Raw genomic sequence first — 19,924 nt, 5'->3', positions numbered from 1 at the left:
GTGCATCGGCAGGTCGTCATGCTATACGCCGCGGCTCTTCGGGAAGCCGCGTCCGTGGTCCCCCGAACATCCAGCCACGTTCGACGCCCCCCAATGCGGCGCCGCACGTCCATTCAGGAGATGACGGCCAAGTGCAGGTTCTCGTTCGTGACAACAATGTCGATCAGGCGCTCAAGGCGCTCAAGAAGAAGATGCAGCGCGAAGGCATCTTCCGTGAGATGAAGCTGCGCCGGCACTACGAGAAGCCGTCCGAGCGACGCGCCCGCGAGGCTGCCGAGGCGGTTCGCCGCGCCCGCAAGATGGAGCGCAAGCGCCTGGAGCGCGAAGGCTTCTAGCCCGACCAGAGCGTCGAAGCAGATCTGCAAAAGCCGCAGCCACCTCGTGGCTGCGGCTTTTGCTTTGTCGAAAGGCCGTCTGATGAGCCCGCCACCGTGGTCGTGACGGCAGACCGGCCTGATCGCTTCCGGCCGTGGTTCCTGCCGATTCTCTGCGCCGGTTCGGCGATCCTTGCAGCCGGCTGGGTGGTGTCCGCCTCGTTCCCGGGCTTCCTTTCGATCGACTCCGCCATGCAATTGCAGCAGGCGGTTACCGGCCGACTCGATGACTGGCATCAGGTCTTCACCGTCATCGTCTGGTCGCTGCTGCTGCACCTGCTGCCGGGTGCTGCGGGCTACCTGCTGCTCGAAACGTTGCTCATCTGGGGCAGCTTCCTTGCGCTGGCATTGTCGTTGCGGCATTCGTTCGGCGACGCCGCACTCGTCATCGCACTGCTGCCGCTGGTCCCAGGCGTGTGCAATTTCCTGGGCAATGTGCAGATCGACACCATGCTGGTCGGCTGGCTGCTGGCCGGTGCCACGCTTGGCTGGGCCGCCCACCGGATGCACGGCACAGGCAGCCGGCTCTGCTGCCAGGTGGCGGCGAATCTCTGCCTGGCATTCGGCGTGCTGACCCGCCTGAATGCCATCCTCTGCGTCGTGCCGCTGCTGCTCCATGCCAATCGGTGGACGACGACCGGCCCGCGCCGGAAGCCTGCCCGGACGATCGCGCTCTGCATCATGATCCTGGTGTCGTTGCCGGTGATCGACCGGTTCGAGACCGCCGCCACCGGTGCCGCCCGGACCGGCGTCTTCGACAGCATCGAGACCTACAACCTGCTGGCGCTGTCCTTCCGCGAGCATGAAACCCTGCTGCCCGGCCGATGGACGCCCGAGCAGTCGCGCCGGATCGTCGAGGGCTGCTACTCGCCGGTGCAGTGGGACGCCGCGTCGACCGGCCGGTGCAGCTTCATCCTCGACGCGCTGCAAACGCAGGGCCTCTGGAACAGCCGGGCCATGACCCGGAGCTGGCTGCACGCGCTGGCGGCGCACCCGCTCGGCTTCGTCTCGATCCAGCTCGCCTCGTTCCAGCGTGCCATGTTCCAGCCGAACTCGCCGGCGATGTTCTGGCCGACGCCGAGCCCCTGGAACGATGCGGCGCCGCATCCGCCGGCCTGGTGGGCAGCGACCTGGAAAGCCTACGTGCAGTCCCGGCTCGACCTGGCGGTCTCACGGCCATGGATCGCCGTGCTGCTGTCGGCGGTCGGTCTGCTGCTGATGCTCCGGCTGGAGCGGCCGTTCGAGGGGACCGCGGGCCTGGGCACCGCGCTGATGCTGTCCGGCCTGATCTACCTGCTCGGCTTCTTCGCCTACGGCGTGTCGGCGGAATATCGCTACTACAGCTGGAGCGGCTTCTGCGCCGTACTCGGCGTCACGCTGGCGGTGCTTTGCACGCATGCCGGCCGCTGTCGCACGACCTCCCGCACACTGAAGGCATCCCGCAGCGCGACGTGGTTCACGCTCGGCATGGTCGCCGTGTCCGGGGCCCTGGTGCTGACGGCCCACGACTTCCAACTGCCGACGACGACGCGACGGGTCAGTGTCCAGGCGATCGGCGGCGGGCCGGTGCGGCTGCTCGCGGTGCATGACGCCACCGAGCCGGACTGGATGGGCCGGCTGTTCGGCGGGCACCGTGCCGATGGCGGTTGGACATTCCGCGACTGGGGGTTCGACGCGGTGCCCAACGCGCCGGCCCTGGTCGAGACGCTGTCGATGCCGCGCCGGGACATCGAGGTGCGGTTCGCGTCCGGCCCCGGCCAAGGCCGTGCCCGTATCGAACTGGACGGCCATCTGCGCGAGATCGATACCGCGGCCACGGCGACCGGCGTCATCCCGGTCATGCTGCCCCCGAAAGCCACCACCCCCGGGCTCGGCGTACGCTTCACGCTCCGGTGGGTCGGCGAGATCCTGGCCTGGTCGGTGGTGCTGTTCCTGCTCGGCCAGGCCCTGGTCAGGCGGCCACGAAAGCAGCGTAGAGCTGCATCGTGAGCCGGATCAGTCCGCGACCTTGTCCAGTTCGCGCAGCACCGCCTCGCCCATCACGCTGGTCCCGACGCGGGCCTTGCCGCTGCTCATGATGTCGGCGGTGCGCAGGCCATTCGCCAGCACGGTGGTGCAGGCACGCTCGATCAGCCCGGCCTCGTCATCGAGCGCGAACGAATAGCGCAGCAGCATCGCCAGGCTCAGGATCTGCGCCAACGGGTTGGCCTGGCCGGTGCCGGCGATGTCCGGGGCGCTGCCATGGATCGGCTCGTACAGCGCCGGCCGGCGACCGTATTCGTCCAGCGTGCCGAGCGTCGCCGAGGGCAGCATGCCGAGGCTGCCGGTCAGCATCGAGGCGAGGTCGGACAGCAGGTCGCCGAACAGGTTGCCGGTGACGATGACGTCGAACTGGCGCGGGTTGCGGACCAGCTGCATCGCACAATTATCGGCCAGCATGTGGCTGAGCTCCACGTCCGGGAACTCGCGCGCCTGCAGCGCCGAGACCACCTGACGCCAGAGCAGGCCGCTCTCCATCACGTTGGACTTCTCGACCGAGCACACCCGGTTGCCGCGCTTCCGGGCCAGGTCGAACGCGACCCGCGCCACCCGCTCGATCTCGAAGGTCGTGTACACCTCGGTGTTGACGCCGCGCCTGCTGCCGTCGGCCAGCGTCTCGATCCCGCGCGGCTCGCCGAAATAGATGCCGCCGACGGTCTCGCGCACGATCATGATGTCGAGGCCGCGCACCACGTCCGGCTTCAGCGTGCTGGCATCCACCAGCGGATCGAGCACGATCGCCGGGCGCAGGTTGGCGAACAGGCCGAGCTCCTGCCGCAGCCGCAGGATCGCCACCTCGGGACGCTGCTCGAACGGCACGTCCGCCCATTTCGGGCCGCCAACTGCGCCGAACAGCACCGCATCGGCCTCGCGCGCCTGGGCGATGACCTCGTCGCGGATCGGCACGCCGTGAGCGTCGAGCGAGGCGCCTCCGACGAGATCCTCGCTGATGTCGAAGCTGATGCCGCGCTTGCGGGACAGCCAGCCGACCACGCGGCCGGCCTCGCGCATCACCTCGGGGCCGATGCCGTCGCCCGGCAGCACCAGGATCTTCTTGTTCGCAGCCATGGTCGGGTGCCTCAGGCGGGGATGGCGATGCCGGGCATCCAGGGCGCGGTCGCTGCGCGGGTCTGCTCGAACCGGTCGATCGCGGGGGCGCGTTGCAGGGTCTGGCCGATATCGTCGAGGCCCTCGAGCAGCAGGTGACGGCGCAGCGCGTCGACCTCGAAGGCGATTTCCTGGCCGTCCGGCCGCACCACCACCTGGCGCGCCAAGTCGATGGTGATGCGGCTGTTCGGGCCCTGTGCGGCGTCGCGCATCAGCAGCTCGCAGATCTCGCGCGGCAGCTGGATCGGCAGGATGCCGTTCTTGAAGCAGTTGCTGTGGAAGATGTCGGCGAACGACGGCGCGATCACGCACCGGAGCCCGAAATCGAGCAGCGCCCACGGCGCATGCTCGCGCGACGAGCCGCAGCCGAAATTCTCGTAGGTGATCAGGATCTGCGCGTGCCGGTAGGCCGGCTGGTTCAGCACGAAATCCGGCTTCTCGCTGCCGTCCGGGTTGTAGCGCATCGCGTCGAACGCGTGCCGGCCGAGGCCCGAGCGCTGGATGGTTTTCAGGAAGCGCGACGGGATGATCTTGTCGGTGTCGATGTTGGCTTCCGGCAGCGGTGCCGCGATCGCCGTCAGCGTGGTGAACTTGTCCATCAGACGAGGTCCCTCACGTCGGCGAGCCGGCCTGTCACCGCCGCCGCCGCCGCCATCGCCGGCGACAGCAAATGCGTGCGGCCGCCCGGACCTTGCCGCCCCTCGAAGTTGCGGTTGGAGGTGGAGGCGCAGCGCTGCCCGGGCGTGAGCTTGTCCGGGTTCATCCCCAGGCACATCGAGCAGCCTGCCTCGCGCCATTCGAAGCCGGCGTCGAGGAAGATCCGGTCCAGCCCTTCCTGCTCGGCCTGCGCCTTTACCAGGCCGGAGCCGGGCACCACCATCGCCCGCACGCCCGGCGCCACACGCCGCCCGTTGGCGACAGAGGCAGCCGCACGCATGTCCTCGATGCGGCCGTTGGTGCAGGAGCCTATGAACACCGCATCGACGGTGACCTCGGACAGCTTCTGCCCCGCGGTCAGGCCCATGTAGTCCAGCATCCGCTGCATCTGGCTGCGGCGGGCATCATCCGTGGCCATTGCCGGGTCGGGCACCGTGCCGGTGATCGCCACCACGTCCTCGGGACTGGTGCCCCAGGTGACCAGCGGCACGATCTCCTCGGCGCGCAGCTCCACCACGGTATCGTACTGGGCGTCGGGATCGGACGGCAGGGTGCGCCAATACGCGACCGCCGCCTCGAAATCGGCACCCTTCGGCGCGAACGGGCGGCCCTCGACATAGGCGAAGGTGGTGTCGTCCGGCGCGACGAGCCCGGCCCGTGCGCCGGCCTCGATCGACATGTTGCAGATCGTCATGCGCCCGGCCATGTCGAGCCCGCGGATCGCCGAGCCGGCAAACTCGATGACGTGGCCGTTGCCGCCGGCGGTGCCGATGCGGCCGATGATCGCCAGCATCACGTCCTTGGCGGTGACGCCCGGCGCCAGCGTGCCCTCGACCGACACCTTCATGTTCTTCGCAGGCTTCTGCAGCAGTGTCTGCGTCGCCATCACGTGCTCGACCTCGGACGTGCCGATGCCGAATGCCAGTGCGCCGAGGGCGCCATGCGTCGAGGTGTGGCTGTCGCCGCAGACGATCGTCATGCCGGGCAGCGACAGCCCCTGCTCCGGCCCGATGATGTGCACGATGCCCTGCTCACGCGACATCAGCGGGATGTACGGCACCCCGAACTCGGCGACGTTGCGCTCCAGCGTCTCGATCTGCAGCCGGCTCTGCGGCTCCTCGATCGGCAGGCTGCGATCGGTCGTCGGCACGTTGTGGTCGACCACCGCGATGGTGGCGTCCGGACGACGCAGCCGACGGCCGGACAGGCGCAGGCCCTCGAACGCCTGCGGGCTGGTCACCTCATGCAGGAGGTGACGGTCGATATAGAGGATCGCCGTGCCATCCTCGAGCCGGTCCACGACATGCGCTTCCCAGATCTTGTCGAACAGCGTCGGCATGGCGATCCTCCTGGTGGCGACTGCGTCTATTCCGCGGCGGTTGCGGCCGGAACGATCTCGCGGGCCTTCTCGGCGATGCGTGCGGACTTGCCGCGACGGCCACGCAGATAATACAGCTTGGCGCGACGCACATCGCCGCGGCGCACCACGAAGATCTCGGAAATGGTCGGCGCATACAGCGGGAAAACGCGCTCGACGCCCTCGCCGTAGGAGATCTTGCGCACCGTGAAGTTGCTGCCGAGGCCCTTGTTCGAGCGCGCGATCACCACGCCCTCATAGGCCTGCACGCGGGTGCGCTCGCCCTCGACCACCTTCACCGACACGCGGACGGTATCGCCGGGTGCGAACTTCGGCACTGCGCGGGCCTCGGTGAGGCGGGCGATCTGCTCGGCCTCGTATTGCTGGATGACGTTCATGGTGGTGGTCCTCTGCTTCGGGTCAGTTATGGCCGCGCGGTGAAACCGGCAACCGAATTCGGTGGTCAGGCGATGCAGCGCCGGCGTGCGCGGCCCACAGGTCAGGACGACGCGTGCGTGTCGCGTCCTCCGACTGGGTGCGGCGCCAGGCGGCGATGGAGGCGTGATGGCCGGAGAGCAGGATCGGCGGCACCGATCGCCCCTGCCACTCCGCCGGCTTGGTGTAGTGCGGATATTCCAGCAGCCCGTCCGAGAAACTCTCCTCGCCGGCGCTGTCGTCGGAGCCCATGACGCCGGGCAGCAGCCGCACGCAGGCATCGAGCAGCACCAGCGCAGCCGGCTCGCCACCGGACAGCACGTAGTCGCCGATGCTGAGCTGCTCGACCTGCCGCGCTTCCAGCACCCGCTCGTCGACGCCTTCGTAGCGGCCGCACAGCAAGACGATGCCGGGACCTGCCGCCAGCCGACGCGCATCCGCCTGGTCGAGCCGGCGACCGCGCGGGGTCAGGTACACCACCGGCAGGTCGGGTGCGTCGGCGCTGGCGTGCGCGATGGCCGCGTCCACCACGTCCGGGCGCATCACCATGCCGGCGCCACCCCCGAACGGCGTGTCGTCGACGGTGCGATGACGGCCCAGACCGTGCTCGCGCAGGTCGTGCGCCTGCAGCGACCAGATGCCGTCCTTGAGCGCCCGCCCTGCCAACGATTGGCCGAGCGGGCCCGGAAACATCTCCGGGAACAGCGTGAGCACCACCGCGCGCCAGCTCATGGCGACACCTCGCCCTGCCCCGCGGAAACGCTGCCATGCGCCTCCAGCGACGCCGCGTCCGGCACCTCGATCTCGTCCGGCATCACCACGACGATGCGGCCGACCCCGATCTCGATCTCCGGCACGCAGGCGCGGGTAAAGGGCAGCATCACGCTGCGGCCGGCATCGCCGACCTCCAGGCTGGTGCCTGCACCGTAGTCATGCACCGCCAGCACCGTGCCCAGCAGCCGTTCGCCGTCGCCCGTGCGTTCGACCGCAGCGAGCCCGATCAGGTCGGCGAGGTAGAACTCGTCCGCATCCGGCTCGGGCAGCCGGTCGCGCTCGACATAGAGCTTCCGGTTGGCAAGCGTTGCGGCCTGGTCACGATCCTTCAGCACCGCGCCGGTCGCATCGATCAGCTCGGCGATACCCTCGCCGCGCCAGCGCAGCGTCCACGCGCCGCCGCGTTCGTCGGTCAGCACGCCATAGCGCGCGAGGTCCGACGGCACGGCGGCGTAGCTGTGCACATGCACCAGCCCCCGCACGCCATGCGGCCGTCCCACCACGCCCATCAGGATGCGCTGCTCGCTCACTGGATCGTCCGGTTATCCACGCGACTGCCGCAGATCAGGCGGCGGCTGCGGTGGCGTTGGCGGCCGCGCGCTCCTGCGCCTTCTTCTTCGGCGCCGACTGCTTCGGCTGCTCCTGGTAGGTCGGCATCGCGGTCAGGCCGGCCTTGCCGAGGAAGCGGGCAACGCGATCGGTCGGGAGCGCGCCCTGGCTCATCCAGTGCAGGATGCGCTCGCCGGCGAGATGCACGCGGTCGTCATGCTCGGCCGGCAGCATCGGGTTGTAGCTGCCCACCTTCTCGATGAAGCGGCCATCGCGCGGGCTGCGGCTGTCGGCCACCACGATGTGGTAGTACGGACGCTTCTTGGCACCGGCGCGGGCGAGGCGGATTTTCAGGCTCATAGTGAAATTCTCCAGACTTGATCGTCAAAAAAACAATGATGCGCGGCGCTACGTCAGTGTGGACGCTGCGGCGGCATCGATCCCTTGGGCATGAGCGCGGACAGCCCGTGGCGCATCAGACCCTTCGCGCCGAGCTTGTTGATCCGCTTCATCATGGTGGACATGTCGTCGAACTGCTTGAGCAGGCGATTGACTTCCTGCACCGTGGCACCCGATCCGGCGGCGATCCGCTTCTTGCGCGACGCCTTGATGATGTCGGGCGTGCGACGTTCCGCCTTGGTCATCGACGAGATGATCGCGGTGTGGCGCTTCAGGACCCTCGTATCGAGACCCTTCTCGCCGATCTGGTCCTTGATCTTGCCCATGCCTGGAAGCATGTCGAGAATGCCGCCGATCGAGCCCATCTTGTCGATCTGCCTGATCTGGGCGGCATAGTCGTCGAGATCGAACTTGCCGCGCATCATCTTCAGCGCGAGCTTCTCGGTCTCCTCGTGATCCAGCGTCTCCGACGCCTTCTCCACCAGCCCGGCCAGGTCGCCGAGCCCGAGGATGCGGCCGGCGACGCGCTCGGGATGGAATTCCTCCAGCGCCTCGAGCTTTTCGCCGGATCCCGTCAGCTTGATCGGCGCGCCGGTGATATGGCGCATCGACAACGCAGCACCGCCGCGCGCATCGCCATCCATACGCGTCATGACGATGCCGGTGACGCCGACCGCCTCGTTGAACGACTTGGCGGTGTTCACCGCGTCCTGGCCGGTCATCGCATCGACCACCAGCAACGTCTCGGTCGGATTGGTCTCGGCGCGGATGTCGCGCACCTCGGCCATCAAGGCCTCGTCGATCGACAGCCGCCCGGCGGTGTCGAGGATGACGATGTCGAAGCCCTCGCGCCGACCGGTCTCCATCGCACGGCGCGCGATCTGCACCGGCGTCTCGCCCGGCACGATCGGCAGCGAGGCGACGCGAGCCTTCTCGGCCAGCTGGGCGAGCTGCAACTGTGCCGCCGGACGCTGCGTGTCGAGGCTGGCCAGCAGCACCCGCCGGCGCTCGCGGGTCTGCAGCCGCAGCGCGATCTTGCCCGAGGTGGTGGTCTTGCCGGAGCCCTGCAGCCCGACCATCAGGATGGCGATCGGGGCGGCTGCATTCAGGTTCAGCGGCACCGCGCCGGCGCCACCGAGGGCGTCGATCAGCGCGTCGTTGACGATCTTGGCGACGGCCTGGCCGGGCGAGATGCTGTCCAGCACCTCATGGCCGATCGCCCGCTCGCGCACCTTGTTGGTGAAGTCCTTCACCACCGGCAACGCGACGTCGGCATCCAGCATTGCCAGACGCACCTCGCGCATGGCTTCCGTGACGTCGGCTTCGGACAACGCACCGCGCTGGCGAAGCTTGTCGAACACCCCGGTGAGCTTGCCTGACAGCGCGTCGAACACGGTGAACTGGCCCCAAACGAAAAGGCGCCGCTGCGCGAGCCTTCGCGGAGCGACGTTTGTGATTGCCGCGGTGCCTAAACAACCAGCCCGCCCGTGTCAAACCGGACAGCCCCGCAGCACCGCCTCCGCCCCTCGCCTCCACCGTCGATCCGGAAGATGATGAGGCTCGTCACAACAGCAAGCGGGATGCCGATGCCGTCAAATGCCAAGCCTGGATCGAGCCCGGCCGCCCTGAAGCTGCCGATGCTGGCCGCCCTCGGCATCGTCTATGGCGACCTCGGCACCAGCCCGCTCTACACCATGCAGACCGTGCTCGAGACCACCGGCGGGACCCTGACGGCAGACGCGATCACCGGATTGTTGTCGCTGATCGTCTGGGCGCTGATCATCGTCGTGGCGCTGAAATACTGCGTGTTCGTGATGCGCGCCGACAACCACGGCGAAGGCGGCATCCTGGCCCTGACCGCATTGGTCACCGGATCGAAGACCGAGGATGAGCAGAAGGAGAACCCGGGAGACGCTCCGACGCCGCCGCCGACCCCCCGACCCGCCCGGTCCACCCGGGTGCTGCTCACCTGCGGCCTGTTCGGCGGCGCGCTGCTCTATGGCGACGGCATCCTGACGCCCTCGATCTCGGTGCTGAGCGCCATCGAGGGCGTCAAGGTCGCCACTCCGGCCCTTTCCCACTTCGTGCTGCCGGTCGCGATGGTGATCCTGCTCGGGCTGTTCGCGCTGCAGCCGTTCGGCACCGAGAAGATCGGCCGGCTGTTCGGGCCGATCATGCTGCTGTGGTTCATCGTGATCGGCGGGCTCGGCGCCTACTCGTTGGCAAGCCACCCGGAGGTGCTGTGGGCGATCGACCCGCGCCACGGCATCGGCTTCCTGGCCCAGCACCATTGGCAGAGCTTCGCCGTGCTGGGCGGCGTGTTCCTGGCCCTCACCGGCGCCGAGGCGCTCTATGCCGATATGGGCCATCTCGGTCGCACGCCGATCCGGCTGTCCTGGTTCACGGTCGTGCTGCCGGCGCTGCTGCTCTGCTATGCCGGCCAGTCGGCCAGCCTGATCGGCCTGCAGAAGCTGCCCGCCAACCCGTTCTACGGCATCATTCCGCGGCCGATCTTCCATTGGGCGATCTGGCCGATGGTGCTGCTGGCGACCTGCGCCACGGTCATTGCCAGCCAGGCGATCATCACCGGCGTGTTCTCGCTGACCCGCCAGGCGATCCAGCTCGGCTGGTTCCCCGGCCTGAACATCCGCCAGACCTCCGATCGCGAGTACGGCCAGATCTACGTGCCGGTGGTGAACTGGACGATGATGCTGCTGACCCTGGTGGTCACCGCGAGCTTCGGCAGTTCCTCGAAGCTCGCCGGCGCCTATGGCATGGCGGTATCCACCACGATGCTGCTGACCACCGCGCTGCTCTACTCCTACCTGCGCCGCATCGGCGGATGGAGCATGGCCGCGGCCCTTCCGGTCGCCGGCTTCTTCCTGGTGGTCGATCTCGCATTCTTCGGGGCCAACCTGCTCAAGATCGTCCAGGGCGGGTTCGTGCCGTTGCTGCTCGGCGGCATCGTCTTCGTCGTCATGACGACCTGGCGGCGCGGCATCGCCTCCCTGCAGACGCTGGCCCGCAGGAAGACGCTGGCACCGGAGCTGTTCCTGCGCCAGCTCGCCGAGGGCAAGGTTCCGCGCGTACCCGGGGTCGCGGTGTTCCTCGCCAGGCTGCGCGATCCGATCCCGCCCGGCATGGTGGCCCATGTCGCGCAGTTCGGCGCGCTCCAGGAGAACGTCGTCACCCTCACCATCGAATTCGCCGACGTGCCGCGCGTGGACCCATCCAGGCGGATCACCCTGCATCGCCATGACGGCAACGTCTGGCATGCGATTGCCCGCTACGGCTTCGTCGAGATCCCCTCGTTGCCCGCGGCACTGGCCCAGGCGCACGAGGCCGGCTGCCCGATCATGCCGGAGAATGCGATCTTCATCGGCGTCCGTGATGAGGTGGTGCGCGACCGCACGGGAGGGGCCAAGGAAGCGCATCTGTCGGGCTGGCGCCGGGCGCTGTTCAGCGTCATGTATCGCAACGCGGTGCATCTGGCCGACCGCTTTGCGCTGCCACCAGACCGCTACGTGCAGATCGGTCGGCAGGTCGGGCTCTAGGCCGGATCCGAGCCCGGGGCGGACGGCCGACCGCCGGTGCGCCTGCGGTGCAGCACACCGGATGCGACCGCCCCGCTGACGGAGGCCAGCCGTTGGGTTAAGCTGGCGGGCAAACGATCGTCGGCAGACGAGAAAGGAAGAAAATGGCCTACAAGGTGAATTACAACTTCCAGAAGGCCGAGCGCGACCGCGCCAAGCAGGCGAAGAAGGAAGCCAAACTGCGCGAGAAGCAGGCGGCGGCGCGTGGCGAATCCGGCGAGACCGAGGATCACCCGACGGAGTCCGAGCTGGAGCCGCAGCCGGCGACCACGACGACTCCGGACTGACCTCATGGCCGGGTCGCTTTGCCCGCACGCCTGGGTCCCCGGCCGGGCCAGCGACCGCCTGATCGCAAGACCGTGAAACCGTTCATCTCGAGGCTGTTGAAGGGGGGCGGCGAGTCGCATCTCCCTGCCCCACGCATCGAGCCCCGGCCGGACCGGTTCAGGGATCCGCGGACGACCCCGGCGTCGGCAGCTCCGGACGGGGTGTCCACCGGGTCGGATGGCCTGGAGGGCGCCGCATCCGGGCCCGGCGCCGGTCCATCCTCCGGCACGGGTCCATCCTCCGGCAGCAGCCTCAGCATCGGCACCGAAGCGACCGTCGCGTCGTCCCCGGGTGTCCAGTCGATCCTGCGGGAAATCGGACCGGAGTGGGAGTTCGGGCGGATCGTGACCGTGTTCGCGCCGGTCGTCCTGCTCGAACTGCGGCGGGTTCACCTCCCCGGGCAGCCGCCGCCCGCGGCAAGCCGCACCTACCGCATACTCGACAGGAGCGGCGCGCTGATTGCCGACGCGCTGGAGCACGTCCCCTTCCATCTGCTCGGACAGATTCGCGAGACCATGGCGCTGGCCGCCACCGGGGCAGCGACGTCGGCCGGTGTCGGCAGCCTCGACCGGTTCGGCCGGCAGTTCATGGCACTCGATCGCCCGTTCCGGCTCGAGCTCATGCACCGGCTGTTCGGGCTGGACGGCCCCCCGCCCCTCACGCTGCCGGGCCAACCACTTGCCGGCGACGACACCGACCGGCCACGCCTGGCGGTGGACACGTCCGGCGGGTTCGTCTCGCTTGTGGTGGATGGGGCGCTGGAGTTCCCGATCCTGCTTGGCGGCAGGCCGCTCGATCGATTCGTGGAAGGTTGGCAACCGGCAGCCCTCGTCACCAGCTTCCTGCCCCTGCTGCTGATCGAGCTGAAGCATACCTCCGGCGCCAGGGCGTGCTGGGTGCTCGACGAACGCCTGGACCGCATCGACGATGCCGCGTTCGGGCAAGAGCAGAGCATCGCCCGCATCCGCGAGGTCGCACCGCGGCTGATCCGCCGCCACTGGCTGCGCGTTCTCGAGCTCGCCGACGACCGTCCCGACCCGGTCGTCGACCCGATGTTCCGGCTGAACGGCAGCGCATTGTGGCGGATCTTCCTCATCTGCCGCGACCTGGTGTGCCCGCCGATCGACGACCGGGCGCTCCACGAGGTGCGCGAACCTTTGATCATCCAGGCGGCCGGCAGCCAGCATGGCGATCTCGTGCTGCCGCCGGAGGCGCTCGCGCGTGCCGTCTCGCACGATCTCGCGGATGCCGGGATCGCCGCGATCCGCAGCGGCCGCCTCGTCTGGCCGAGCCCGGTCGACGGCAGTGATGCCGTGCTCGAGGCGATCATCGCGCCGCAGGAACACTCCATCCTCTACCAGTTCCGGGATCGCACCGGGCTGCGCTTCCTGGTGCTGTCCGGCGACCGCCGGTGCCGGACGATCGGGTTGCTGTTCCCGTCCGCCAACCTCGCGATCGGTGCGCTCGACCGTCCCGATGCCTGGTTCCGGCACGCGACCGGCGCCGACATCTGGACGGTGCTGATGGGCCAGTGCATCGGCCATTACGACATGGTGGCGCATCGCCGGCGGCAGGACGGCGCCGAGATCGTGCAGGTGTTCATGGCGCCGCCGCTGCTGCATCTCGGCCATTATGTCTGGAACGACCTGCCCGGCCAGCTTGCCCTGCTCGAGCAGGTTCCGGACCGCCTGCCACGCTCCATGATCATCGCCGGTGCGGCTGGCCAGGCGGAATTGTTCGGGCCGGTCGACCTCCTGCTGCCCGAATTCGCCGGCAAGGTCGATCGCACGATGCGCGATACCAGCGCGTTCGTGCGCTGGGCCTATGAGACCAACGTCGTGCCGATCCGCTTCACCGCCGAGCATGTCAGCCGGGCCTTGCGCGACCGGGTGCGCGCCTACACCGCCGGCACCGAAATCTTCGCCGGGATCGCCGGGCGTCGCGCCGGGCATGGTGCCGGCCGCGTCATCATCATCGGCCTGCGTCTCGACGACCGCACCTTCGTCGACCAGGACGCGTTCCATGCGGTGCTGCTCGAGCATCTGGCCCGCACTTCGCCTGGCGCCATCGTGGTGTTCGATGGGCGCAATGCGAAGCCGGGCGGGGCCGCGGGCGAGACCATCGCCGCGATGAAGGACGATCGCACCTCGCGACCGGCGCTGGAGGCCGAGCTGGAACTGGTCGAGCGGCTGGTGCAACGCTTTGCAGGCAGCGGCCTGGAGTTCGTCAGCACGGTCGGGCAGTCGATGCAGCACAGCATGAGCTGGTGCTATCATGCGGATGTGTGCGTCACCGTCTGGGGCGCCGGCCTCGCCAAGTATCGCTGGCTGGCCAACCTGCCCAGCCTGATCCTCACCAGCCGCTTCAACATCGAGCAGCGGCCCGATCTCGAGATCTACCACTTGGCGCGCTGGATGCAGGATCCGAGCATCGTGGTGTATCCGGAACCCGGCTTCGTGACCGACCACATCGACAAGGTTGGCCTGGCGGACTCCGGCATGCGGGTCGGGCGCGAATGCTTCGAGGTCGACCCGGCCCACCTGCGCGATCAGCTCGACCGGCTGATGGCCCTAGTCGGGGAGCGCGACCGGAACCGGATGGCGGCTCAGCTCTCCGCGTAGGGGTTCTTGGTGCCGCGGAGCTGCAGCCGGATCGGCGTGCCGGGCAGCTTGAAGGTCTCGCGCAGGCCGTTCACCAGGTAGCGCTGGTAGTCCTCGGGCAGCATCTCGGCACGGGTGCCGAACAGCACGAAGGTCGGCGGGCGCGCCTTCACCTGGGTCATGTAGCGCAGCTTCAGCCGGCGGCCCTCGACCAGTGGCGGGGTGTGCCGCTCCAGCGCGCCCTCGAACCAACGGTTCAGCGCGCCGGTCGGGATCCGGGTGTTCCAGACGTCGTGCGCCGCCCGGATCGTCGGCAGCAGGCGCTTCAGCCCGGCGCCGGTGAGGGCCGAGAACGACACCACCGGGATGCCGCGCATCTGCGACAGCGAGAATTCGATCCGATCGGATATCGCCTGGCGGGTGGCGATCCGGTCCTCGACCGCATCCCACTTGTTCAGCGCCAGCACGCAGCCGCGACCCTCGCGCTCGATCAGCCGGGCGATCTGCAAGTCCTGGTCATGCACGCCGAGCGTCGAGTCGATGGTCAGCACCACGATCTCGGCCATCTTCAGCGCCTCGAGCGTCGCCGACACCGACATCCGCTCGAGCGCCTCCTCGACCCGCGCCTTCCTGCGCATGCCGGCGGTATCCACGAGCTCGATCGGGCCGTGTTCGTCGTTGAACTGCACCGCCACCGAGTCGCGGGTCAGGCCAGGCTCCGGCCCGGTGATCATCCGCTCCTCGCCGAGCAGCCGGTTCAGCAGCGTCGACTTGCCGGCATTCGGGCGGCCGACGATCGCCAGCCGCAGCGGACCGGGCGGGCGCGGCGGCAGCACCACCTCCTCGCCCTCGGTGTAGCTGCCGTCCTGGGCGAGTGCATCGTCATCGTCGAAGTCGGGCGCTGCGACCGGGGCTTCCGGCGGCAGGCGCTCGGCGATCTCGCCCATCAGGTCGGCAAGCCCCTCGCCATGCTCGGCCGACACCGCCAGCGGGGCACCGAGCCCGAGACTGTAGGCTTCGAGCGCCGCTGCTGTGCCGGCACGACCCTCGGCCTTGTTCGCCACCAGCAGCACGGGACGGTCCTGGCGACGGAGCCAGGTCGCGAAATGGGCGTCGGCGGGGGTGATGCCGGCGCGGGCGTCGATGCAGAACAGGATCAGGTCGGCCTGCGCAACCGCAAGCTCGGAACTCGCCCGCATGCGGCCGTACAGACTATCCGGTGGCGCCTCCTCGAGGCCGGCGGTGTCGATCAGCCTGACCCTGCGACCACGCAGCATCGCCTCCGCGTCCTTGCGGTCGCGGGTGACGCCTGGCGTATCCGATACGATCGCCGAGCGCTTGCCGGAGAGCCGGTTGAACAGCGTCGACTTGCCGACATTCGGCCGGCCGGCGATCACCACCACCGGCAGGTCGGCGAACGGCACCGACATGTCGATCGGAGGCGCCGAACGGCTGCCGCGCCTCATCCGCGTGGACCGTGCGGGCGGAGATCAGCCATAGGCCGAGAGCCTGCCATCGTCGGAGATCACCAGCATGCGGCCGGCGGCGGCGATCGGGGCGAGACCGCTGGTGCTCTCGATCCTGGTGGTCTCGAGCAGCTTCCCGGTCGCGGCATCCACGGTGATGATCCCCTGCTTGGCGAAGTCGCTGACGCAGACCAGCAGGTTGTTGGCCAGCAGCGGGCCGCTCCAGGTGATGGCGCCCTTCTGCGGCTTCGGCCGGCGGAAACGCGGCAGGACGCTCACCCAGCGGACGTGGCCGTTGATCTTGTCGATGCAGGCCAATTGCTGGTCCTGCGACAGCACGAACAGCCACTCGCCCGCCACCACCAGGCCATCCTTGCCGGCGACCGTGCGTTCCCACAGGCGGCGGCCGGAGCGCAGGTCGATTGCCGTCAGCACCTGGCCCACGCTGATCACGTAGGCGGTGCCGTCCGAGATCACCGGCAGTCCGTGCACCGAGTTGAAGTCCAGGATCGAGTTGCGGCCGCCGGTGGAGCCCAGCGTGTCGCTCCACAGCAGTTCGCCGGTCTCGGCCCGCAATGCCGCGATGTCACCCGAGCCGAACCCGGCCAGGACCGTGCCGCCCACCACCGCCGGAGCCGGCTGGCCGAACACGATCGTATCGGAGGCACTCGCCTGGTACACCCAGATCTGCTTGCCGGCCGCGATGTCGAGCGCGAACATCTTTTCGTCGATGGTGCCGAAGAACATCCGACCCTCGGAGATGGTCGGCGCCGAGCGTCCCGGCGTGCCGACATCGACGCGCCATTTCACGTGCCCGCTCGCCGCATCCAGCGCCAGGCTTTCGGCCACGCCGTCCACCACATACACCACGCCGTCGGCGTAGCTCAGCCCGCCGCCGAGGTTGGACGACCGGCTCTTCTTCGGCTTGGTGTCGGTGCGCCAGACCCGTGCCCCGGTGGCCAGGTCGAACGCGCCGACGACGCCCTTGGCGTCCATCGCGAACACATGGCCGTCCGCTACCACCGGCTCGGCCCCCAGCACGCCGCGATCCGCGGTGCCGCTGCCCAGGCTGGCGGTCCAGAGGCGGTTGATGCCGTGCTCGAGGGGGTTGCGACCCTCGGCACTGCCGACCTGGGCATTGATCGATTCGTGGCTCTGGACCCGTCCGGGCTGCTGCCAGTCCGGGTTCTCGACGACGGCCGGGAGCACGATCGGGGTGGTGTCGTCGGCATCGACCACAAGGCCTGCGCCGACCGACAGCACGTCCTCGCGCCGGCCCAACAGGACCGGCTTCTTTTCCTCGTCGAACATGCCGCAGCCGGCCAGCGGCAAGGCGAGCGCGCCAAGGCCGCCGACCAGCACGGCACGGCGGGGCAGCACGGCACGGCAGGAGAGCACGGCACCGGGGCGCATCGGGGGGGCGGACATGCCGCCGGTCGTGGAAAGATCGTCGCGCTTGGTCATCATCCGCCGGTCTTCGAGGTGTCGAGTGTGTCGAGCAGTCCGCCCGCCCGGGCGCGCTGGGACTCCGAGGCGGCCGCGTCCTGGCTGACCAGGGTGAGCTTGCGGCGTGCGTCGGCAAGATGGTTCAGTCGCAGATCGATCAGCGCGTCGGTCTCGAGCGCCAGCAGATGCCAAGGGCTCTTCGGCGAAAGATCGTCGCGCAGGCGGGTCTTGAGGATCGAGGGGTCGCCGTCATCGGCGCGGTGTTGCACCCAGAGCAGGTCGGACAGGCCGCGCATGTCCGGGTCGGCTGCGTGATCCTGCGAGATCTGGTCCCACAGCCCGAGGGCCCTCGCATTATCGTGCGCCTCCCAGTCGAGAGCGGCCATCCGCAGCCGCGCGAGGGTGGCGAACCCTTCCGGGCCATGCGCCGCAACGCTGCCGAATTCGCCGATCGCGCGCAGCTGCGCCGGTGTGGGCGGCGCGTCCGGGCCGGCGGCCGCGACCGGGGCGGTGTCGGCATCCTGCTGGGCAGTGAAGTAGGCCTGCGCCACCGAGGCACTCAGGGCATGCTGCCGGTACGACAGGAACTGCCAGCCACCGACGCCGAGCCCGGCCACCACCAGGACCCCCAGCCCGAACACCGCGAGCCGGCGCGTGCGGGCCCGGGTCTGTTCGGCACGAAGATCCTCGTCGACTTCGCGAAAGATGTCGTCGACCACGCTGCGCGAAACTCCCTGGATGACCGGCGCCACGACATCGGGACGCCAGGCTCGCGTCCCGGTCGGCAACCGGACGCGGCGGACCATAGCTGCCGCGCGGGTCCCGGGCAAACCGTTGCTCTGCGGCGCGGATCAGTCGCGTGGCGGTAAGGGTTTGTTCATGAGCACGGTCCAGATTGCACGGCATGAACAGGCAAATCGCCCTGCTGCTGATCCCGTTGCTCTGCGCGTTCGCGTTGCCGTGGCTGACCGGCTGCACCGCCGGCGTGGTGCTGCCGGTGGCGGGTGGGCTCGGCGCCGACATCGCGATCCTGCACCGGTCGGTGCCGGACACGATCTATTCGGCGCTGACCGGTCGCGACTGCTCGGTGGTCCGGCTCGACCGCGGCGAGAGCTACTGCAAGCCGGTAGATCCGCCGGTAGCGGTCGTGCCCTATTGCACCCACAGCCTGGCCAGGGTCGATTGCTGGGCGCATCCCGAGCAGATCCCGAACATCCCGGCGCAGGTGGCGCAGGGCCCGCACGAGCTGACGCCGGAGCAGGACCGCATCCGCCTCGCGCGCTGGCCGCAGTCGCTCGAATGACCTGTCATGCCGCCGGCAGTCGCCAGTCCGGCGCCCCGGAACCCCTACGGCTTGCCGGACGGTGCCCGCAGCTTGGGACCGGCGTCGCGCAAGGCCGTCGTCAGGGCGGTGAAGTTGCCGGCGATCCGCTTCTGCACGCTGCTGCTGACCGACTGGATGGCGTCGATCCGGGTCCGTGCCTCGTTGCTGATCGCCGTCTGCTCGGCAACCGCTGCCTTGGACACGCACGCATTGTAGGCGCGCGCCTCCTTCTCGTACGCGGTGACGTGGTCGACGCTGGCGTTGTAGCGATCGACCGTCGCGGTATCGACCGACGGCGCCGCCGGCTCGCGTCCGCACCCGGCCGGGCTCCAGTTGGACGTCGCCGAAATCGGCACCAGCGCGGCCGACGCATAGGAATGATGTGCCGCAAGTTGACGCGTCTGCGCATGCGCGACGTTCGATCCCAGAATCGAGGGCGTTCCCAGGACGCAGGGCATTCCCAGAATGCAGGCAGCCAGGATGCCGCTCCGCATCGGCAGCACGATGCACGCCTTGATCATCGACGACCTCTCGTTTTCCTGAACCCGCCCGGTATCCTGACCACCTCGTCGCTCGTCAAGCGCCTGCCTCCGGAGAAGACCGCCGATGTCCGACCAAGCTCCCGCTGCCCTGGCACCGGCACATGATGCGCCGAAGGTCCGGCTCGGCACCCTGACCAGTGCCGAGGCCGCTGCAAGACTGGCTGCCGGAGCCACCGTGCTGCTGCCTCTCGGCAGCCACGAGGACCAGGGCCCGCATGCGCCGATGGGCGACTATCTGAGCGCCGAACGGATCTCCGAGATGATCGCCGGACGCGCCATCGGCCAGGGTCACGACACCCTGGTGGCGCCGGTACTGCCGTTCGGCGGTCGTGACTTCTTCGGCAGTCGGCCGGGCGGCATGGCACTCGAGCAGAGCACGCTCCGGCTGGTGCTGCGCGACATGCTGGACGGACTGCTGCGGCACGATTTCACCCGGCTGATCGTGGTGAACGGGCATGGCGGCAACGCCCAGGCGATCCACGACGTGACCCAGGCGGTGCTGCTCGAGCGCGGCGTGCTGATCCCGAGCTTCTATCTGTGGAAGATCGCCGGCGGCCTGCTGCCGGAGCTGCTCGACCCGGTCCAGGCGCGCGCCTCTGCCGGACACGGCGCCGACCCGCTGGCCAGCGTGGCGATGCACCTGTTCCCGGAGCTGATGCGGCCGGACCTCATCCCGAGCTCACCGCCCCTGCCACGCAGCGTCGCCGGGTTGTTCGTCAGCGGCTTCGGCACCGCCCGCTTCGAGGGTGTCGAAATCGGGCTGCCGATCGAATTGGGCGACGATGCAGTCACCGGCGATGCCAGCCTGTGCTCGGCCGAAACCGGCGCCCTGATCACCGAGCGCCTGGTGAGCCTGGGTGCGGCCTTCATCGCTCACCTCACCAATCACATGGCGTGGCAGGATCTGGATGGCTGACCAGGCGGTGGCGCCTGC

Annotated in this window: 19 protein-coding genes; 7 read left to right on the top strand and 12 right to left on the bottom strand. The window is 69.0% G+C overall.

The annotated features are described in order from the left end of the window. Nucleotides 1-131 precede the first annotated feature (131 nt). Together rpsU and ACOEQ2_RS17290 are read left to right on the top strand one after the other, a co-directional pair. The gene (gene rpsU / locus ACOEQ2_RS17295; protein WP_084440514.1) at nucleotides 132-335 is read left to right on the top strand and encodes a 30S ribosomal protein S21; all 204 of its coding nucleotides are present in this window, start codon (nucleotides 132-134) and stop codon (nucleotides 333-335) included. Between the two features lie 96 nt (nucleotides 336-431). Then, a complete protein-coding gene (locus ACOEQ2_RS17290) occupies nucleotides 432-2,363 on the top strand; it encodes a hypothetical protein (protein WP_419729184.1) in 1,932 nt (643 codons plus the stop codon). Between the two features lie 6 nt (nucleotides 2,364-2,369). On the opposite strand, the gene leuB is transcribed toward ACOEQ2_RS17290, so the two are convergent. Genes leuB through ffh form a run of 8 tightly spaced genes read right to left on the bottom strand, consistent with a single transcriptional unit; the run spans nucleotide 2,370 to nucleotide 9,086 of the window. Next, entirely contained in the window at nucleotides 2,370-3,482 is a 1,113-nt protein-coding gene (gene leuB / locus ACOEQ2_RS17285) for a 3-isopropylmalate dehydrogenase (protein WP_419729183.1), read from the bottom strand. Between the two features lie 11 nt (nucleotides 3,483-3,493). Continuing rightward, entirely contained in the window at nucleotides 3,494-4,120 is a 627-nt protein-coding gene (gene leuD / locus ACOEQ2_RS17280; protein ID WP_419729182.1) for a 3-isopropylmalate dehydratase small subunit, read from the bottom strand. After that, a complete protein-coding gene (gene leuC, locus ACOEQ2_RS17275) occupies nucleotides 4,120-5,523 on the bottom strand; it encodes a 3-isopropylmalate dehydratase large subunit (RefSeq protein WP_419731264.1) in 1,404 nt (467 codons plus the stop codon). Before leuC ends, leuD begins: the two co-directional genes overlap by 1 nt. A 20-nt stretch (nucleotides 5,524-5,543) precedes the next feature. Further along, nucleotides 5,544-5,933 carry a 50S ribosomal protein L19 gene (gene rplS, locus ACOEQ2_RS17270; RefSeq protein ID WP_419729181.1) on the bottom strand — a complete coding sequence of 130 codons (390 nt, stop codon included), beginning with the start codon at nucleotides 5,931-5,933 and terminating at the stop codon, nucleotides 5,544-5,546. Nucleotides 5,934-5,955: 22 nt separating this feature from the next. After that, nucleotides 5,956-6,702, bottom strand: coding sequence for a tRNA (guanosine(37)-N1)-methyltransferase TrmD (gene trmD / locus ACOEQ2_RS17265; protein WP_419729180.1), 747 nt, complete (start codon nucleotides 6,700-6,702; stop codon nucleotides 5,956-5,958). Next, nucleotides 6,699-7,274, bottom strand: coding sequence for a ribosome maturation factor RimM (gene rimM, locus ACOEQ2_RS17260; RefSeq protein WP_419729179.1), 576 nt, complete (start codon nucleotides 7,272-7,274; stop codon nucleotides 6,699-6,701). The genes trmD and rimM overlap by 4 nt, the downstream gene beginning before the upstream one ends. A 34-nt stretch (nucleotides 7,275-7,308) precedes the next feature. Beyond that, nucleotides 7,309-7,653, bottom strand: coding sequence for a 30S ribosomal protein S16 (gene rpsP, locus ACOEQ2_RS17255; protein WP_419729178.1), 345 nt, complete (start codon nucleotides 7,651-7,653; stop codon nucleotides 7,309-7,311). 53 nt (nucleotides 7,654-7,706) lie between these two features. Further along, nucleotides 7,707-9,086, bottom strand: a complete 1,380-nt coding sequence (ffh, locus tag ACOEQ2_RS17250; protein ID WP_419729177.1) for a signal recognition particle protein — start codon at nucleotides 9,084-9,086, stop codon at nucleotides 7,707-7,709. A gap of 192 nt (nucleotides 9,087-9,278) precedes the next feature. Here ffh and ACOEQ2_RS17245 point away from each other — a divergent pair, with 192 nt between their 5' ends. From ACOEQ2_RS17245 to ACOEQ2_RS17235, 3 genes are all read left to right on the top strand, one after another. Further along, nucleotides 9,279-11,246, top strand: coding sequence for a potassium transporter Kup (locus tag ACOEQ2_RS17245; protein WP_419729176.1), 1,968 nt, complete (start codon nucleotides 9,279-9,281; stop codon nucleotides 11,244-11,246). Between the two features lie 143 nt (nucleotides 11,247-11,389). Beyond that, on the top strand, nucleotides 11,390-11,572 hold the full coding sequence (locus ACOEQ2_RS17240) for a hypothetical protein (RefSeq protein ID WP_419729175.1): 183 nt from the start codon (nucleotides 11,390-11,392) through the stop codon (nucleotides 11,570-11,572). 72 nt (nucleotides 11,573-11,644) lie between these two features. Then, nucleotides 11,645-14,233, top strand: a complete 2,589-nt coding sequence (locus tag ACOEQ2_RS17235) for a hypothetical protein (protein WP_419729174.1) — start codon at nucleotides 11,645-11,647, stop codon at nucleotides 14,231-14,233. Here the strand turns inward: ACOEQ2_RS17235 and der are convergent. Genes der through ACOEQ2_RS17220 form a run of 3 tightly spaced genes read right to left on the bottom strand, consistent with a single transcriptional unit; the run spans nucleotide 14,218 to nucleotide 17,930 of the window. Beyond that, a complete protein-coding gene (der, locus tag ACOEQ2_RS17230; protein ID WP_419729173.1) occupies nucleotides 14,218-15,642 on the bottom strand; it encodes a ribosome biogenesis GTPase Der in 1,425 nt (474 codons plus the stop codon). The two genes, ACOEQ2_RS17235 and der, sit on opposite strands and share 16 nt — an antisense overlap. Nucleotides 15,643-15,702: 60 nt before the next feature. Further along, a complete protein-coding gene (locus ACOEQ2_RS17225) occupies nucleotides 15,703-17,145 on the bottom strand; it encodes a PQQ-binding-like beta-propeller repeat protein (RefSeq protein WP_419729172.1) in 1,443 nt (480 codons plus the stop codon). Beyond that, nucleotides 17,142-17,930 (bottom strand): hypothetical protein, encoded by a 789-nt coding sequence (locus ACOEQ2_RS17220; protein WP_419729171.1) that lies wholly within the window; start codon nucleotides 17,928-17,930, stop codon nucleotides 17,142-17,144. Before ACOEQ2_RS17220 ends, ACOEQ2_RS17225 begins: the two co-directional genes overlap by 4 nt. Before the next feature lie 98 nt (nucleotides 17,931-18,028). On the opposite strand from ACOEQ2_RS17220, the gene ACOEQ2_RS17215 reads away from it, so the two are divergent. Then, nucleotides 18,029-18,427, top strand: coding sequence for a hypothetical protein (locus ACOEQ2_RS17215; RefSeq protein ID WP_419729170.1), 399 nt, complete (start codon nucleotides 18,029-18,031; stop codon nucleotides 18,425-18,427). 44 nt (nucleotides 18,428-18,471) lie between these two features. Here ACOEQ2_RS17215 and ACOEQ2_RS17210 read toward each other — a convergent pair whose 3' ends face one another. Beyond that, nucleotides 18,472-18,969, bottom strand: a complete 498-nt coding sequence (locus ACOEQ2_RS17210; protein WP_419729169.1) for a hypothetical protein — start codon at nucleotides 18,967-18,969, stop codon at nucleotides 18,472-18,474. 85 nt (nucleotides 18,970-19,054) lie between these two features. On the opposite strand from ACOEQ2_RS17210, the gene ACOEQ2_RS17205 reads away from it, so the two are divergent. Beyond that, nucleotides 19,055-19,906 carry a creatininase family protein gene (locus ACOEQ2_RS17205; protein WP_419729168.1) on the top strand — a complete coding sequence of 284 codons (852 nt, stop codon included), beginning with the start codon at nucleotides 19,055-19,057 and terminating at the stop codon, nucleotides 19,904-19,906. Nucleotides 19,907-19,924 lie beyond the last annotated feature (18 nt).

Origin of the sequence: Lichenicola sp. (assembly GCF_965198575.1) — a bacterium.
Taxonomy (GTDB): domain Bacteria; phylum Pseudomonadota; class Alphaproteobacteria; order Acetobacterales; family Acetobacteraceae; genus Lichenicola.
The sequence above is the reverse complement of the archived record's forward strand: the minus strand, read 5'-3'. Positions and strand labels throughout refer to the sequence as shown.

Coding starts and splice junctions, on each gene's coding strand:
- ACOEQ2_RS17240 (WP_419729175.1), top strand. CDS start 11,390: ATGGCCTACAAGGTGAATTACAACTTCCAGAAGGCCGAGCGCGACCGC.
- ACOEQ2_RS17220 (WP_419729171.1), bottom strand. CDS start 17,930: ATGGTCCGCCGCGTCCGGTTGCCGACCGGGACGCGAGCCTGGCGTCCC.
- leuD (WP_419729182.1), bottom strand. CDS start 4,120: ATGGACAAGTTCACCACGCTGACGGCGATCGCGGCACCGCTGCCGGAA.
- ACOEQ2_RS17205 (WP_419729168.1), top strand. CDS start 19,055: ATGTCCGACCAAGCTCCCGCTGCCCTGGCACCGGCACATGATGCGCCG.
- ACOEQ2_RS17210 (WP_419729169.1), bottom strand. CDS start 18,969: ATGATCAAGGCGTGCATCGTGCTGCCGATGCGGAGCGGCATCCTGGCT.
- ACOEQ2_RS17245 (WP_419729176.1), top strand. CDS start 9,279: ATGCCGTCAAATGCCAAGCCTGGATCGAGCCCGGCCGCCCTGAAGCTG.
- ACOEQ2_RS17215 (WP_419729170.1), top strand. CDS start 18,029: ATGAACAGGCAAATCGCCCTGCTGCTGATCCCGTTGCTCTGCGCGTTC.
- rplS (WP_419729181.1), bottom strand. CDS start 5,933: ATGAACGTCATCCAGCAATACGAGGCCGAGCAGATCGCCCGCCTCACC.
- ACOEQ2_RS17225 (WP_419729172.1), bottom strand. CDS start 17,145: ATGATGACCAAGCGCGACGATCTTTCCACGACCGGCGGCATGTCCGCC.
- rpsP (WP_419729178.1), bottom strand. CDS start 7,653: ATGAGCCTGAAAATCCGCCTCGCCCGCGCCGGTGCCAAGAAGCGTCCG.
- leuB (WP_419729183.1), bottom strand. CDS start 3,482: ATGGCTGCGAACAAGAAGATCCTGGTGCTGCCGGGCGACGGCATCGGC.
- der (WP_419729173.1), bottom strand. CDS start 15,642: ATGTCGGTGCCGTTCGCCGACCTGCCGGTGGTGGTGATCGCCGGCCGG.
- trmD (WP_419729180.1), bottom strand. CDS start 6,702: ATGAGCTGGCGCGCGGTGGTGCTCACGCTGTTCCCGGAGATGTTTCCG.